The organism is Streptomyces sp. NPDC006872 (assembly GCF_040635845.1).
Taxonomy (GTDB): domain Bacteria; phylum Actinomycetota; class Actinomycetes; order Streptomycetales; family Streptomycetaceae; genus Streptomyces.
Map to the genome: position 1 here is coordinate 85691 of NZ_JBEYIL010000022.1, position 12638 is coordinate 98328.

Annotated in this window: 14 protein-coding genes; 9 read left to right on the plus strand and 5 right to left on the minus strand. The window is 71.3% G+C overall.

All coding sequences use genetic code 11. From position 1 onward, the window contains the following. Positions 1–144 precede the first annotated feature (144 nt). Genes ABZ725_RS43985 through ABZ725_RS43995 form a run of 3 tightly spaced genes read left to right on the plus strand, consistent with a single transcriptional unit; the run spans position 145 to position 2221 of the window. Entirely contained in the window at positions 145–951 is an 807-nt protein-coding gene (locus ABZ725_RS43985) for a TauD/TfdA family dioxygenase (RefSeq protein ID WP_358807974.1), read from the plus strand. After that, positions 948–1679, plus strand: a complete 732-nt coding sequence (locus tag ABZ725_RS43990) for an SDR family NAD(P)-dependent oxidoreductase (RefSeq protein WP_358807975.1) — start codon at positions 948–950, stop codon at positions 1677–1679. Before ABZ725_RS43985 ends, ABZ725_RS43990 begins: the two co-directional genes overlap by 4 nt. Next, entirely contained in the window at positions 1676–2221 is a 546-nt protein-coding gene (locus ABZ725_RS43995) for a carboxymuconolactone decarboxylase family protein (RefSeq protein WP_358807976.1), read from the plus strand. The genes ABZ725_RS43990 and ABZ725_RS43995 overlap by 4 nt, the downstream gene beginning before the upstream one ends. Positions 2222–2313: 92 nt before the next feature. Here ABZ725_RS43995 and ABZ725_RS44000 read toward each other — a convergent pair whose 3' ends face one another. The 3 genes from ABZ725_RS44000 to ABZ725_RS44010 are packed head-to-tail and all read right to left on the minus strand — an operon-like array spanning position 2314 to position 5152. Then, positions 2314–3105, minus strand: a complete 792-nt coding sequence (locus ABZ725_RS44000; protein ID WP_358807977.1) for an enoyl-CoA hydratase — start codon at positions 3103–3105, stop codon at positions 2314–2316. A gap of 35 nt (positions 3106–3140) precedes the next feature. Next, complete coding sequence (locus ABZ725_RS44005; RefSeq protein WP_358807978.1) at positions 3141–4301, minus strand: acyl-CoA dehydrogenase family protein; 1161 nt, start codon at positions 4299–4301, stop codon at positions 3141–3143. Further along, entirely contained in the window at positions 4298–5152 is an 855-nt protein-coding gene (locus tag ABZ725_RS44010) for an acyl-CoA dehydrogenase family protein (RefSeq protein ID WP_358807979.1), read from the minus strand. Before ABZ725_RS44010 ends, ABZ725_RS44005 begins: the two co-directional genes overlap by 4 nt. 148 nt (positions 5153–5300) lie before the next feature. Between ABZ725_RS44010 and ABZ725_RS44015 the strand changes: the two genes are divergently transcribed. Beyond that, on the plus strand, positions 5301–6152 hold the full coding sequence (locus ABZ725_RS44015; RefSeq protein ID WP_358807980.1) for a TetR/AcrR family transcriptional regulator: 852 nt from the start codon (positions 5301–5303) through the stop codon (positions 6150–6152). 83 nt (positions 6153–6235) lie between these two features. Here the strand turns inward: ABZ725_RS44015 and paaZ are convergent, their stop codons facing one another. Continuing rightward, positions 6236–7777, minus strand: coding sequence for a phenylacetic acid degradation bifunctional protein PaaZ (paaZ, locus tag ABZ725_RS44020; protein ID WP_358807981.1), 1542 nt, complete (start codon positions 7775–7777; stop codon positions 6236–6238). A 55-nt stretch (positions 7778–7832) separates the two neighbouring features. Then, positions 7833–8693, minus strand: coding sequence for a VOC family protein (locus ABZ725_RS44025; RefSeq protein ID WP_358807982.1), 861 nt, complete (start codon positions 8691–8693; stop codon positions 7833–7835). Positions 8694–8774: 81 nt separating this feature from the next. Here ABZ725_RS44025 and ABZ725_RS44030 point away from each other — a divergent pair, with 81 nt between their 5' ends. From ABZ725_RS44030 to ABZ725_RS44050, 5 genes are all read left to right on the plus strand, one after another. Then, complete coding sequence (locus ABZ725_RS44030) at positions 8775–9368, plus strand: carboxymuconolactone decarboxylase family protein (protein ID WP_358807983.1); 594 nt, start codon at positions 8775–8777, stop codon at positions 9366–9368. After that, positions 9365–10213 carry a fumarylacetoacetate hydrolase family protein gene (locus ABZ725_RS44035; RefSeq protein ID WP_358807984.1) on the plus strand — a complete coding sequence of 283 codons (849 nt, stop codon included), beginning with the start codon at positions 9365–9367 and terminating at the stop codon, positions 10211–10213. Before ABZ725_RS44030 ends, ABZ725_RS44035 begins: the two co-directional genes overlap by 4 nt. 23 nt (positions 10214–10236) lie before the next feature. Next, positions 10237–10779, plus strand: coding sequence for a MarR family transcriptional regulator (locus tag ABZ725_RS44040; protein ID WP_358807985.1), 543 nt, complete (start codon positions 10237–10239; stop codon positions 10777–10779). A 123-nt stretch (positions 10780–10902) separates the two neighbouring features. Beyond that, the gene (locus ABZ725_RS44045; RefSeq protein WP_358807986.1) at positions 10903–11433 is read left to right on the plus strand and encodes a cupin domain-containing protein; all 531 of its coding nucleotides are present in this window, start codon (positions 10903–10905) and stop codon (positions 11431–11433) included. Then, positions 11430–12629: a cytochrome P450 gene (locus ABZ725_RS44050; RefSeq protein WP_358807987.1), complete on the plus strand. Its 1200-nt coding sequence runs from the start codon at positions 11430–11432 to the stop codon at positions 12627–12629. The genes ABZ725_RS44045 and ABZ725_RS44050 overlap by 4 nt, the downstream gene beginning before the upstream one ends. Positions 12630–12638: the final 9 nt, after the last annotated feature.

Genomic DNA, 12638 nt, shown 5'->3' on the forward strand with positions numbered 1-12638 from the left:
CTCCTTGCTCGTCGACCCCGGATGACCGGAAACTACATTCTCCATTTGTGCGAATCAAGGATTCGGACAAGAGAACCTGATGCTCTCCACTTCACGTACCGCCCTGTTGAGAATATGGTTCTCGCGTATGGAAGGGGTATTTCCATGATCGAATCGAAGGCCTTGAGCCCGTCGCTCGGGGTGGAGTTCACCGGCGTGACCGATCCACTCGACGACTCCTTCGTCGAACGCGCCGCAGAGGCCCTCAAGTGGCGGGGAGTGCTCCTCGTGCGCGGGCTGCACCTCGACGACGACCGGCAACTGGCGTTCAGCCGCCGCCTCGGCGAGGTCGTCAGCCTGCGCGGCCAGGAGATCTTCCCGATCTCCGTCAACCCGGCGATGAGCAGCAGCGCCAAGTACCTGAAGGGCGCCTTCTACTGGCACCTCGACGGCACCAGCGACGACATCCCCGTCAAGGCCACGACACTGACGGCCCGTCATGTCGCCGCGGTCGGCGGCGGCACCGAGTTCTGCAACACCTACGCCGCCTACGAGAACCTGTCGCACAAGGACCGCGAACGCTACGAGAACCTGCGCGTGGTGCACAGCTTCGAGGCCTCCCAGCGACTGGTGACCCCGGACCCCACCGAGGAGGAACTGGCCGCCTGGCGCACCCAGCCCACCCACGAGGTCGCCCTGGTCTGGCGCCGCCGGGACGGCCGCCGCTCCCTCGTCACCGGCACCACCGCCGACCACGTCGTCGGCCTGGACCCCGAGGAGAGCCGCGCCCTGCTCGACGAACTCCTCGACTTCACCACCCAGGAACGCTTCCGCTACGCCCACGACTGGGCGGTCGGCGACCTCGTGGTGTGGGACAACACCGGGATCCTGCACCGGGCGCTGCCCTACGCCGAGAGCTCCGAGCGGCTGCTGCACCGGACGACCGTCGTCGGCGAAGAGGCCTTCGCATGAGCGCCGCAGCGGACTCCGGTCCGGTGCGGACGGCCGTCGTCACCGGCGGCGCCTCCGGCATCGGCCGGGCCGTCGCCCGGCGGCTGGCCGCGGACGGCATGAAGGTCGCCGTCCTCGACATCGCGCCCACCGAGGAGGGCTACGGCCTGACGGTCGACGTCACCGACCGGGCGCAGGTCGACAAGGCGATGGACGCGGTGCGCGAGCGGCTCGGGCCGGTGTCGGTGCTGGTCAACGCGGCCGGCAAGGACGGCTTCACCCGCTTCGGTAAGTTGTCCTTCGCGGACTGGCAGCGGGTCGTCGACATCAACCTCAACGGCGTCTTCCACTGCGTGCAGTCCGCCCTGCCGGACATGTGGGACGCCCACTGGGGCCGGATCGTCAACATCTCCTCCTCCAGCACGCACTCCGGCCAGCCGTTCATGGCGCACTACGTCGCCGCCAAGTCCGCGGTGAACGGGCTGACCAAGTCCCTCGCCCTTGAACTCGGGCCGCGCGGCATCACGGTCAACGCGGTCCCCCCGGGCTTCGTCGACACCCCGATGCTGCGCACCGCCGAGCAGTCGCAGCAACTCGGCGGCTCCATCGAGGACCACATCGCCCGCACTCCGGTCCGCCGGGTCGGGCGGCCCGAGGACATCGCGGCCGCCTGCTCCTTCCTGGTGTCGGAGGAGGCCGGTTACATCACCGGCCAGATCCTCGGCGTGAACGGGGGCCGCAACACATGACGAGGCTGCCGCCGGTCCCGTACGAGGAGTGGGACGCCGACGTCCTGCGGCCGCTGACGGGCGGGCGCACGATCCCGCCGTCCAACGCCCTGGGCCTGCTCCTCAACCACCCGCGCCTGGCGACGGCGTTCCTCACCTTCAGCACCCAGCTCGTGTATCGCGGCACGCTGCCCGCCCGGATGCGGGAGCTGGCGGTCCTCAGGGTCGCCTGGCGGCGCCGCTGCCGCTACGAGTGGGCGCACCATGTACTGATGGCACGTCAGGCCGGGGTCTCCGAGGAGGAGCTGGCGGAGGTTCGACAGGGCGCCGACACGCTGGTCAACCGGGCGGTGGACGAACTGGAGACCGCCTCCACGCTCTCCGACGAGACCTACGCGCGGCTCGCGAAGGAACTGGACGAGCGGCAGCTCATGGAGTTCGTCTTCACCGTCGGCGCGTACGCGATGCAGGCCATGGCGTACAACGCCTTCGGCGTGGAGCCCGACGCCGGGACGGACGACGGCGGGATGGACCACGCCGGGACGGACGACGAGATGGCTTAGGGCGCGGACGACGGACCGGGGCGGCGACCGCTGTGGCGCCGCCCCTTCGCGACCGTGGACCTGCCCCTGTTCACCGCGGCGCTCGGCTGGGCTCAGTCGTGTCGGACGTGCTGCTTCATGTCCTCCAGCCGGGTCAGGATCGGGTGGCCGGAGACGCTGAGCGCGTTGCCGTGACCTGTCTGGTGGACGTCGAACACGGACTGGAGGGCCGCGTAGAAGCCCTGGACGTCGAGGGTCTGGTTGACGGCGCGCTTGGCCTGGCGCAGGCCGAAGGGCGGCATCCGGGCGATACGCCGCGCCAACTCACCGGTGGCGGCGTCGAGTTCGTCGAGCGGGACGACCTTGTTGACCATGCCGACCTGTTCGGCCTCGCGGGCGGTGAGCGGCCGGCCGGTGAACAGGATCTCCTTGGCCTTGCGCGCCCCCAACTCCCAGGTGTGGCCGTGGTATTCGACGCCCCCGATGCCCATGTGCACCACCGGGTCGGAGAACTCGGCGTTCTCCGCGGCGACGATCAGATCGCAGGGCCAGCACAGCATCAGCCCGGCCGCGATGCACTTGCCCTGGACGGCGGCGACGGTCGGCTTGGGGAGGTTGCGCCACTTCAGGGCGTACTCCAGATAGCGGCGCGTCTCGGCGTCGTAGATCCACTCCAGGGTGATGTCACCGGGTCCCGGCCAGCGGTCCTTGAGGTCGTGCCCGGCGGAGAAGTGCCTGCCGTTGGCCCGCAGCACCACCACCCGCACGTCCTCGTCGCGCGCGGCGCGGGTGAAGGCCGCGTCGAGGTCGTTGAGGAGGGCCATCGTCTGGGCGTTGGCGGCCTCGGGGCGGTTCAGGCTGATCGTCGCGATGCCGTCCTCGGCCGCGTACAGGATCTGGTCCATGTGGCTCCTCACGGGGTGGCTCCTCACGGGTGGGGTCAGCGCGGCAGACCGAGGATGCGCTCGGCGATGATGTTGCGCTGGATCTCGCTGGTGCCGCCGGCGATGGTGCCGGCGAAACTGCGCGCGTACCGCTCGAACCAGCTGGAGACGAATGCCTCGTTGTTCATGTGGCAGTGCGGGCCGGTCAGCGCCGGATGCGGCAGCGCTTCGGGGCCGTGCGCCTCCAGGGCGTGCAGCGCGGCGGACTGGACGGCCTCGGAGCCCAGCAGCTTCAGCACGGAGACCTCGGCGGGGTCGCGGTCCGGGCCGAGCTGTCGGTAGCCCAGCAGCCGCAGCGCCTGGAGGTCCATCCGGAGCGTGGCGTACCACTCCTGGTCGGCGCCCACGTCCGACGCGTCGCGGATCAGGTCCTCCAGCCGTTCGGCGTACGCCAGCCAGAGCAGGGTGCGTTCATGACCGAGGGAGCCGTTCGCCACCCGCCAGCCCTCGCCCAGCGGGCCGACCAGGTTCTCGCGGGGCACGCGCACGTCGGTGAGGAACACCTCGTTGAAGTCGAGATCGTCCTCGGCGGCGATCGAGCCGAAGGGACGGCGGACGACGCCCTCGCTGTCCGTGGGGACGAGCAGGGCGCTGATGCCGTGGTGCCGGGGGGCGTCGGGGTCGGTGCGCACGAACGCGAGCAGGACGTCGGCGTCGTGGGCCCCGGAGGTCCAGATCTTCTGCCCGTTCACGACGAAGACATCGCCCTTCAGGACCGCCCGGGTGCGCAGGGAGGCCAGGTCCGAGCCCGCCTCCGGTTCGCTCATCCCGAGGGCGGCCGTGATCTCCGCGCGCAGGATCGGCACGGCCCAGCGCGACTTCTGCTCCTGGCTGCCGAAGGTCAGGAGGGAGGCGGCGATGATGCCCAGGCCCTGCGGATTGAAGCTGTGGTAGATGCGGCGGTGCGCCAACTCCTCCAGATGCGCGAGCTGTTGGGGCAGGGTGGCATTGCGGCCGCCGTACTCGGGCGGCCGGCCGGGAAGCAGCCAGCCGTGGTCGAAGAGGGTGCGCTGCCAGTCGCGCGCCCAGTCGGGGACGTCGGCGCTGGAGCGGGAGCGGGTCCGGGCCTGGGCCTCGGTGGGGAGACGGTCGTCGAGGAAGGCGGCGAACTCGGCGCGGAACGCGGCTACTTGGGGGTCGTCGGCCAGCTTCATCATGCGAGCAGCGCCTTCCGGTGGTGGGCCGCGGCGCCGAGGAGGAGGTCGCAGGCCTGGGCCCGCTTCAGGACGAACTGGAGCTCGTTCTCCCAGGTGAAGCCCATGGCGCCGAAGAGTTGCAGGCCGTGCCGGAAGACCAGCCGCTGGCACTCCCCCGCCGCCGCCTTGGCCATGTGTGCGGCGTCCTGGCGGCGCGGGTCGTCCTCCGCGATCGCCAGGGCCGCGAAGTGGGTGAGCGCGCGGGCGCGTTCGATGGCCACGTGCATGTCGGCGGCCTTGTGTTTGACGGCCTGGAAGGAGCCCAGCGGCCTGCCGAACTGCGTCCGCTGCTTCACATGGGCGAGGGCCAGGTCGAGGATCCGACGGCAGGCGCCGACCGCGGTGGCGGCGAGTCCGACGAGGGCCAGGTCCGGTACGCCCGCGACCAGTTCGGCGGGGCCGACGACCTGGGCCACGTGCAGGTGCGGGTCGAGGACCGGGACCCGTTCGACGGCCAGGTCGGCGCCGCGGACGACCGTGACGCCGCCCGGGGTGAGCAGGGCGATCTCGTCGGCGCGGTCGGCGTCCAGGACATGGCGTCCGGCGCCGTCGAACACCGCGGTGCCGCTGCCCTCGGGGAGGCGGCCGGTCAGCGGGGCGAACCAGGTGGCGGTGGCCAGGAACGGCGTCGGGTCGGCGACGTAGCCGAGTTCCTCCAGGACCAGGGCGAGTTCGAGCGGGGGCGCCTCCAGCCAGCCCAGCTTCAGATAGGTGGCCCACTGCTGGTCGGCGGGCCGGCCGCGCACCTTGGCGACGGTCTCGCGCACCGTGCGCCGTAGCAGCCGCTGGTCCTCGTCGAGTTCGAACTCCACGCCCGGCCTCCGCCCTCTCGCCGTACCGGTGGGAACCGGGCGAGAATAGCATTCTCATTATGCGGAAGTAAGAGTCTTGTTTATGGGGGAGGGTGATTCGGTAGGGGAGTGCCCTCCCCTTTCACATATGTGGAGTACCGTTCTACTCATGAGTGCCGTCCCCGCAGAACCGGTCGAGACACCCGAGCCCGCCTGGCGGCAGCGCGCCGTCGAGCGATCCACCCGCGCCGCGAAGCTCCGTGCCGAGCAACGCGTGCAGCGCTTCCTGGACGCGGCCCAGGAACTGATCGCGGACAAGGGCACCACCGACTTCACGGTGCAGGAGATCGTGGAGCGTTCCCGGCAGTCGCTGCGCAGCTTCTACCAGCACTTCGACGGCAAGCACGAGCTGCTGCTCGCGCTCTTCGAGGACGCCCTGTCCCGCTCGGCCGTCGAGATCCGCGCCAAGGCCGCGACCGGTCGCGACCCGCTGGAAAAGCTCAGGATCGCGGTCGACCTGCTCTTCCACTCCTCCGAGCCCAAGTCCGGCGCTCAGTCCCCGCTGTTCACCGACTTCGCCATCCAACTGCTCGTCAGCCACCCCGACCAGGTGGCCAGCGCCCATCTGCCGCTGCTCGGCTTCTTCACGGAGCTGGTCGAGGAGGCCGTCGAGGCGGGCCAGGCCGTCTCCCCCAAGCCGCGCCGCACCGCCTCCCTGATCATGCAGACGGCGATGTTCACGGCGCGGGCCCCGTCGGCGCCGGTCGGCGCGCATCCGTCGCCGATCTCCGCGGAGGAGGTGTGGGCGTTCTGCCTGGGCGGGATCACGGGCGGGGCGGCGCGCACCGACGCGACCGCCGACACGGCCGAGGAGACGGCCGGGGCAGCCGCGCCGGTCACCGCGAAGAAGGCTCCCGCCAAGCGGACGTCCACCGCCCGGAAGACCGCCGCGCGAAAGACCACGGCGAAGAGCACCACCGTCGAGCCGGCCACCGCCGGGACACCGCGCAGCAAGGCCTGACCACCCGAAACCCGTCACCAAGGTCCCCGTAGGTCTCCCTACGGGGACCTTTCGGCGTACCCGTGACCCGCGCCCGTGCCCCGCTACGCCCCCAGTGAGTCCAGCGTGCGCCGCGACCCCTGTACGGCCGTCCGCTGCATGAGGTCCACCACTCCCCGGATCCCGCCCAGCTCCGATCCCCCGCCGGCCCGTCCGGGCCCTCCGTGGCGCAGGGCGGGCAGCGGTGAACCGTGGCCCGTGGTCAGGGACATGTTCACGGAGTCCAGCAGATGCAGCCGCCCGTGCCAGGCCGCCGTCTGCGCGACGAAGGCGGTCGTCCAGGCGACGTCGTCGCCGACCACGGACGCGGCGAGGCTGCCGCGGCCGCGCGCGAGGAGCTCCGCCGCGTGCCCGGTGTCCCGGTAGGCCAGCACCGTCGCCGCCGGGCCGAACGGCTCGACCTCGTGGGGTGCGGCGGCGTCCGGGTCGGCGGAGAGGAGAAGGGCGTCGAGGAAGGCCCCGCGCTCGGGGTCGGCGTCGACGACGCGCACCTTCTCCGGGTCGCCGTGCACGAAGCGGCCGGACTCGGCGATCGTGCGCACGGCCCGGCGGACGTCGTCGCGCTGTGCGAGGCTGACGACCGCGCCCATCGTGACGCCCTCCGCGGCGGGGTTGCCGACGGTGACCCCGGCCAGCGCGGCGGAGAGCGCGTCGAGGGCGGCGGACTCCTGTGCGCCGGGGACGAGGACGCGGCGGATCGCGGTGCACTTCTGACCGGCCTTGACCGTCATCTCGGTCACCACCTCGCGCACGAACGCGTCGAAGAGCGGTGAGCCGGGGAGGACGTCCGGGGCCAGCACGATCGCGTTGACCGAGTCCGCCTCCGCGTTGAACCGGACCGAACGGGCCACCACGTTCGGGTGGGTGCGCAGGGTCGCGGCGGTGGCCGCGGAGCCGGTGAAGGACAGGACGTCCTGTTCGCCGAGCAGACCGAGCGCGGGCCGTGCCGAGCCGACGACGAGTTGCAGGGCCCCGGGCGGCAGGACGCCCGCCTCCGTCACGATCCGGACCAGGTGCTCGGTGAGGTACGAGGTGGGCGTGGCCGCCTTCACCACGCTCGGCATGCCCGCGAGCACGGCCTGCGCGAGCTTCTCCAGGGGCGCCCAGACGGGGAAGTTGAAGGCGTTCACCTGGAGCATCAGACCCGGGGAGGGCGTGACCAGGTGGACGCCGAGGAAGTCCTCGCCGCGGGTGAGGCGTTCGGCGGGGCCCTCGACCAGGTGCGGCGCGTCGGGGAGTTCGGCCCGTGCCCGGGCGGCGTAGTCGCGCAGGACGCGGATGCCGCCGTCGACGTCGTACCGGGCGTCGTTCAGGGTGGCTCCGGCGCGGGCGGAGAGCGCGTACAGCTCCTCGCGGCGGGCGCGGACGGCCGCGGCGACGGCGTCCAGCAGGTCGGCGCGCCCGTGGAAGGTCAGGGCTCGCAGCGCGGGGCCGCCGGTGCGGCGCGCGTGGTCGAACGCCCCGGCGAGGTCGAGGCCTGCGGAGGAGACCCGGCAGACCAGGTCCCCGGTGACCGCGTCGTGCACGTCGGCCGCCGCGTCGTCCGTGGGCGTGACCCAGGTGTCCTTCAGGTAGCTCTGGAGCATGGATGCGGCCCGCTTTCTGCGAGAGACGTCGGGGGGAGGGGGAACGGCAGGCGAGTCAGTCGACCGGGTGGTGGCCCCAGATGTCGGCGGTGTAGACCCGGCTGACCCAGGTGCTCTCGTCGACCTGCACACCGCCCGCGCCGATCTCGATGCCGAAGCCGGCCGGCGAGGTCATGTAGAAGGAGAACATCCCGTCGTTGGCGTGCTTGCCGAGCGTGGCCATGAGTTTCACGTCGTGCTCACGCGTGCGGTCGAGGGCGCGGCCGACCTCTTCCGGGCTGGTCACCTCGCACAGGATGTGGTGGGTGCCCTCGTTCTTGTACGAGCGGATGAAGGCGATGCTGTGGTGGCGCGGGTTGCAGCCGAGGAAGTGGAAGGTCCCCCAGGGGTAGTCGGCGGTGTCGCTGAGCCGGAACCCCAGGACGTCGCAGTAGAAGTCGACCGCCTCCTGCACGCGCGGGGTCTTCATCACCACGTGCCCGAGCCCCTGCTCCCCGGTCACGAAGTCGACGCCCAGCGGTGAGACGAACTGGCTCGGGGCGAGCCGGCGGCCGCAGAACAGTTCGGTGCGGATGCCGAGCGGGCCGGTGAAGTGCACCATCCGGGCCACCTGCCGGTCCCGGCACTCCTCGTCCGTGCCGACGGAGACGTCGACGCCGGCCTCCTTCAGCCGCACCGTCATCTCGTCGATGGCCGTGGGGTCGCGGACCTCCCAGCCGATGACCGTCACACCGCCGGTCGGCGCCTCGGTCAGCCACATCCGGAAGGGGTGCTGGTCCATGCGCAGGCGGTAGCGCACGGAGTCGACCGACTCCCCGGGCTCGACGGCGAGGCCTATCACTGTGCGGGCGTACTCCGCCCATGCTGTCGGGTCGGGCGTACCGATGCCCACGTACCCAAGGCTCTGGATCGTCATGTCCAAGACCGTATTTGTTAGACCCTTGACGGTCAAGGGTCATACGAATACGTTGACGTCATCGAGCCGAGGAGGTTCCCGATGCCGGGAGTAGTGCCCGAGAAGGCCCGCCTGCGGCCCGTCGACGAGAGCGGGCTGCACGAGAAGACACTGGCGTCGCTGGCGCCGTACCGCGACGGGGACGGCCGGATCTACACGATCTGGGCGACCCTCGCCCACCACGAGGACGCGCTGCGCCGCTTCATCGTCTTCGGCAACCACGTGCTGGGGAAGAACACCCTGCCGCTGCCGTCCCGCGAGCTGATGATCCTGCGGATCGCGGCCCGTGCGCAGGCCGCCTACGAGTGGGACCAGCATGTGCGGATCGCCCGCCGCGCCGGGCTCTCCGACGACACGATCCTGGCCGCCGCGACCGGTCGCCTCGACGGTCTCGACGAGGTCGACCGGGTCCTGCTCACCGCCACCGACTCGATCCTGGACCACCAGGGCGTGGACGACGAGCTGTGGAGCCGACTGACCGACCGGCTGAGCACCGAGCAGGTCATCGACGTCCTCTACACCGTCGGCCAGTACCTGACGATCGCCACCGTCATCAACACGCTCGGCGTCCAGGTGGAGGGCGACCTCGCCCTGCCCCTGCCCCTGCCCAGTGACCAGAAGGAAGAAGCCGCATGAAGCTCGCCAACCTCGCCGGCCGCCCCGTCGTCGTCCGCGACGACCGAGCCCTGGACATCGCGGAGGCAAGCAAGGGAGCGATCGAGCCGCGTCTCGAGGTGCTCTGCGACCTCGCCCTCCACGACGAGCTGCGCGCCCTCGCCGAGCGTGCCGCCGACGCGGACTGGAAGCCGTTCCGGCCGGCCGACCTGGGCCGGGTCGCCAAGCCCTACAAGGCCATCGGGGTCGCCCTGAACTACCGCGCGCACGCCGAGGAGTCCGGCCTTCCGGTCCCGGACGAGCCGTCGGTGTTCGCCAAGTTCGCCTCGTCGGTGGTCGGCCCGTACGACGCGATCGTGGTCGAGGCGAGTTACGACAAGGTGGACTTCGAGGCCGAGCTCGTGGTCGTCCTCGGCAAGGCGGGCAAGAACATCCCCGAGGCCGCCGCCTGGTCCCATGTGGCCGGTGTCACCGCAGGTCAGGACATCAGCGACCGCAAGGAGCAGTGGCGCAAGCCGATCAACCAGTTCACCCTGCCGAAGTCGTACGACACCTTCAGCCCGATCGGCCCGTACCTGGTGACGCTCGACGAGTTCGCCGACCCCGACGACATCGAGGTGGCCGGCTGGGTCGACGACCTGGAGGTGCAGCGCGGCCGTACCTCGGACCTGATCTTCAGCGTGCCCGAGCTGATCGCCTGGCTGTCGAAGCGGGTCACGTTCGAGCCCGGCGACCTGATCTTCACCGGCACCCCGGCCGGCTGCGGCGTCCGCCGCACCCCGCGGCTGTACCTCACCGAGGGTAAGGTCCTGCGGACCGAGGTCACCGGGGTCGGCACCATGGTCAACCCGGTCGTCGCCGGTTGAACCGAACGGAAGGGCGGGAGATCGTGACGGACACCGTAGGCGAGCCGGGCACGGCGGGAGCCAGGCGCACCCGGGAGTTCTCGGAGCTCCTGCGCCACCACCACCGCGAGCTCGGCACGACCGAGCCGAGGGACCTCGACGCCATCGAGATGGTCACCGACCTCACCCGCCTCGAAGCCCGGCTGACCAAGGACTTCGAGAAGCACGTCCACCGGCCGCTGGGCCTGACCTGGGCGGGCTTCCGGATCCTGAACGCCCTGTGGGTCTACGGCCCGCTCGGCCAGCAGGACATCGGCCGGGTCTCCGGCTCCACCCGGGCCTCCATCTCCAGCGCGCTGGCGACCCTGGAGAGCCGCGGGCTGGTCACCCGGGAACGGGTCGAGACCGACCGCCGTCAGCTGGCGGTCGAGCTCACCCCGGAGGGCCAGGAGACGCTGCGGCTGGCCATCGAGGCCCAGACGAAGCGCGAGCGGGCCTGGACGAGCGTCCTGCGCGACGACCAGCTCAGTGAACTGGTGCATCTGCTGCGTACGCTGGTGAACCAGGAGACCCCGCCCGCGGAGTGACCGGGCCTGGGGAACCGGCTCACCGACTCGTGCCCGGAGCCGCCGAGGCACACCCCTGGAAAACAGTCAGAACCTTTACCGTCAAGCATCTAACAGTAGGTTGGTTTCTCAAGGGAGAGAATCATGGTCCGTCGTGTCGTCACCGGTGTCGATTCCAGTGGCAAGCCCGTGATCGTCAGCGACGGCGAGCCGCCCGTCACCCGTCAGTACACCCACACCCCCGGCTTCGCCCGTTCCCTGGTGTGGAACACGACGGCTCCCGCCGCCCCGTCGGACGACCCGACGGAGTCCCTGAAGTCCTACGTCCCCGCCCCCGGCGAGACGATCGCCCTGACCGTCACCTTCCCGCCGGCCAGTGTCTACGCCGACCCGGGCTGGGACCCCGCGGCCGCCGGCGCCGAGCAGTTGGAGGCGACCCCGGGCCTGGCCGAGCTGTTCGAGCCGGACAACCCGGGCATGCACACCACGCCGACCGTGGACTACGGCGTCGTCCTCAGCGGCGAGATCGTCCTCGACCTCGACGGCGGCGAGGCCGCGGTGCTCGGCCCCGGCGACCTCGTCGTGCAGAACGGCACCCGGCACGCCTGGCGCAACAACGGCACGGAGCCCGCCACGGTGTTCTTCGTCCTGATGGGCGCGGGCGGCACCGCATGAGCCCCCTGACGACGGCGGCGCCCGGCGCTCCGGTCGTCGACCTGGACCTCGCCGACCTGCGCCGCGACCCCTACCCCGCCTACGCCGAGCTGCGCCGCCGCGCCCCGCTCGCCTGGGTCCCCTCGGTCGGCCGCCACCTGCTCACCCGGTACGAGGACATCGTCCACGCGGAGAAGCTGCCCGAGGTGTTCAGCTCGCGGGAGGAGGGCTCGCTGCTGCTGCGCACGGTCGGCCCGAACATGCTGCGCGAGGACGACCCGCACCACCGGCGGCTGCGGTCCGCCGCCGAGCCGCCGACCCGCCCGCGCCAGGTCCGCGACCTGTGGGCGGCCTCCTTCGAGCGCACCGCGCACGACCTCCTCGACCGGATCGCCGGCCGCGGCGAGGCCGACCTGATCGCCGACTTCGCCGAGCCGCTCGTGGCCGCCAACCTGGCGCTGGTGCTGGGCCTCGGCACAGCGAGCGCCGAGGACGTCGCCGACTGGTCGCGGGCGATGATGGCCGGCAACAGCAACTACGCCGACGACCCCGACGTCTGGCTGCGCGCCGAACAGGCGACCGCGGCCATCGAGGCGGCGGTGGCGGAGGCAGCCGAGGCCGCCCGGCGCGAGCCCGACGGCTCGGTGATCTCCGCCATGGTCCACGCGGACGGGCCGGTGGAACTCGCCGAGATCCAGAACAACGTCAAGGTGATCATCGGCGGTGGCGTCAACGAGCCGCGGGACGTCTTCGGCGTCGGCGCCTGGGCGCTGCTGAACCGTCCCGCGGTGCTGGACCGGGTCCTCGCGGATCCGGCGAGCTGGAAGCGGGTCTTCGAGGAGACGGCCCGCTGGATCTCGCCGATCGGCATGTACCCGCGCCAGCTCACCCGGGAGTACGAGATCGCCGGGGTGACCCTCCCCGCCGGGAGCCGCGTGGCCCTGGTCATCGCCTCGGGCAACCGGGACGAGTCGGTGTTCGAGCGGGCCGACGAGTTCGACCTGGACCGGCCGCAGCGCCCGCATCTCGCCTTCGGCGGGGGTCCGCACTTCTGTATGGGCGCGTGGGTCGCGCGCCACGAGGTCAGCGCGATCGCCTGGCCCCTCCTCTTCAGCCGTCTCAAGGGACTCCGGCTCGCCGAAGGAGCCGAGAGCCCTCTGGACGGCTGGGTGTTCCGCGGGCCGACCGCGCTGAACGTCACCTGGCAAGCAGCCTGAGCCGTCCCC

Bases quoted from the DNA above. Each gene is read 5' to 3' on its own strand.
- ABZ725_RS43995 (WP_358807976.1), top strand. From the start codon at position 1,676: ATGACGAGGCTGCCGCCGGTCCCGTACGAGGAGTGGGACGCCGACGTC.
- ABZ725_RS44050 (WP_358807987.1), top strand. From the start codon at position 11,430: ATGAGCCCCCTGACGACGGCGGCGCCCGGCGCTCCGGTCGTCGACCTG.
- ABZ725_RS43985 (WP_358807974.1), top strand. From the start codon at position 145: ATGATCGAATCGAAGGCCTTGAGCCCGTCGCTCGGGGTGGAGTTCACC.
- ABZ725_RS43990 (WP_358807975.1), top strand. From the start codon at position 948: ATGAGCGCCGCAGCGGACTCCGGTCCGGTGCGGACGGCCGTCGTCACC.
- ABZ725_RS44045 (WP_358807986.1), top strand. From the start codon at position 10,903: ATGGTCCGTCGTGTCGTCACCGGTGTCGATTCCAGTGGCAAGCCCGTG.
- ABZ725_RS44015 (WP_358807980.1), top strand. From the start codon at position 5,301: ATGAGTGCCGTCCCCGCAGAACCGGTCGAGACACCCGAGCCCGCCTGG.
- ABZ725_RS44005 (WP_358807978.1), bottom strand. From the start codon at position 4,301: ATGATGAAGCTGGCCGACGACCCCCAAGTAGCCGCGTTCCGCGCCGAG.
- ABZ725_RS44030 (WP_358807983.1), top strand. From the start codon at position 8,775: ATGCCGGGAGTAGTGCCCGAGAAGGCCCGCCTGCGGCCCGTCGACGAG.
- ABZ725_RS44000 (WP_358807977.1), bottom strand. From the start codon at position 3,105: ATGGACCAGATCCTGTACGCGGCCGAGGACGGCATCGCGACGATCAGC.
- ABZ725_RS44035 (WP_358807984.1), top strand. From the start codon at position 9,365: ATGAAGCTCGCCAACCTCGCCGGCCGCCCCGTCGTCGTCCGCGACGAC.
- ABZ725_RS44025 (WP_358807982.1), bottom strand. From the start codon at position 8,693: ATGACGATCCAGAGCCTTGGGTACGTGGGCATCGGTACGCCCGACCCG.
- paaZ (WP_358807981.1), bottom strand. From the start codon at position 7,777: ATGCTCCAGAGCTACCTGAAGGACACCTGGGTCACGCCCACGGACGAC.